Annotated in this window: 2 protein-coding genes; both read left to right on the top strand. The window is 41.1% G+C overall.

All coding sequences use genetic code 11. The features are described from left to right. The coding region (locus AC06OU_RS05180; RefSeq protein ID WP_475854419.1) for a mandelate racemase/muconate lactonizing enzyme family protein at positions 1 to 1,072 on the top strand (1,072 nt) is incomplete at its 5' end. Between the two features lie 14 nt (positions 1,073 to 1,086). Next, on the top strand, positions 1,087 to 1,773 hold the full coding sequence (locus AC06OU_RS05175; protein ID WP_475854418.1) for an N-acetyltransferase: 687 nt from the start codon (positions 1,087 to 1,089) through the stop codon (positions 1,771 to 1,773). The last annotated feature ends 102 nt before the right edge of the window (positions 1,774 to 1,875 follow it).

Below are 1,875 nucleotides of genomic sequence, written 5' to 3'. Positions count from 1 at the left end.
ATTAATTGACCCATTTATCATCAGCTATCATACATACGAGGATATGCCTTCGATCATAGTTAAGCTAACAACAGAAGATGGTTTCATTGGGTATGGGGAGGCAGTAGCTGACGAGCATGTGACAGGGGAAACGTGGGAGAGCACTTATGCGATGCTGAAAAATACATTAGCACCGGCGTTGATTGGAGAAAATCCAATGGAATTTGAGCGACTGCATGAAAAAATGGATAAGGCAGTCTATCAAGCTCCAGCAGCTAAAGCAGCCTTAGATATTGCTTGTTACGATGTAGTTGGTAAAAAACTAGGCGTACCTGTATACCAATTGTTAGGTGGGCGTTATCACGAAAAGTTTCCGGTTACTCATGTACTTAGCATAGGATCACCAGAGTCTATGGCAGAGGAAGCAGAAAAACGTATCAAAGAGGGCTATACTTCGTTTAAAATGAAGGTAGGAACAGAAGTGCCTTCTGATGTACAACGAATCCAAGCCGTTAGAGAAAAAGTGGGTAATGGGATTGCTATCCGAGTGGACGTAAACCAGGGATGGAAGAACAGTGCCAACACGATTTCTGCCATGCGTCAGCTGGAGCATATAGGATTAGATTGGCTAGAGCAGCCTGTTATGGCAGATGACTTCAATGGCATGGTGGAGGTCAAGGCAAAAACTAGTACTCCCCTCATGATGGATGAAGGGTTGAGAGGAATACGAGACATGCGTGAATTAATAGAAAAACAAGCCGCGCATAAGGTGAATATCAAGCTGATGAAATGTGGCGGTATATATCCTGCTATGAAGCTCGCTCATATGGCAGAAATGGCTGGACTTGAATGCCAGATTGGCTCAATGGTGGAGTCTTCCATTGGTTCAGCAGCAGGTTTTCATGTAGCATTTTCTAAAAAAGTATTTACGAGTGTCGAATTGACCGGCCCACTTAAATTCTCGAAGGACGTTGGAAATTTACGCTATGATGTCCCATTTATTAAACTTAATGAGCGCCCAGGTTTAGGAATTGATGTGGATGAAAATATGTTAAAAGAGTTAACCGAGTTCTCCGTAAAAGTCATGAAGTAAGAGGAAGTGTGTCAATGAAAGAATGGACTGTCAGTCTAGGGGAAAAAGATTATCCAGCTAGAGAATTAACAACGAGCAACATGGAACAAATTTTAGCGTTACAGAGCGTTGTTCTTCAACACTTAGAGAACAAAGAGTTTTTACAGCCTCTGACAAAAGAGGAATTTGAAGACTCTCTTAAACATCGATTAATGGTGGGGGTATTTGCTGGTGAGGAGCTAATTGCGTTTCGTACCCTTGCAATCCCGGTAATGGATGAGCATCATCTAGGATATGATATCGGTCTTTCCGAAGCAGAATTAGGTGATGTGGTTTATCAGGAAATTACAAATGTCCATCCAGAATATCGAGGCTACGGTCTTCAAAGAAAACTAGCAGATCTAGTAATGGAGCTCCTGCAGGATTCTCCGTACATCTACATTTGTGCGACAGTAGCTCCATTTAACTTTGCTAGCTTGAAGGACAAGCTTAGTCAAGGAATGGTTATTAAAGCGTTGAAACGTAAGTATGACAATATGCTACGTTACATATTTTACAAGAGGCTCGACGAAAATGACTATATTGTATTTGGTGAAAATCAGATGAATATAAAAATGTCTGACATAGAGGGACAGCAAAAGCTACTTAAAGCAGGCTGGGTAGGCACCAACATTCTACAAAAAGAAGAAGAGTGGTACGTAGTCTATAAAGAAACGATTTAAAATAAAGGGAATACCTTTAGAGCTATAGCCTTGAGGTAACTCTTATAAATTTTTGCTTATTTGCATAGACTATAAAAGGCAGGGACACTAGTGTCTCTGCCT

Source organism: Psychrobacillus sp., from assembly GCF_056205495.1.
Note: the sequence above shows the minus strand (reverse complement) of the source record. Positions and strands in the feature narration are given on the sequence as shown.

Excerpts from the sequence above, each read along its gene's own strand:
- AC06OU_RS05175 (WP_475854418.1), top strand. The coding sequence starts at position 1,087 with ATGAAAGAATGGACTGTCAGTCTAGGGGAAAAAGATTATCCAGCTAGA.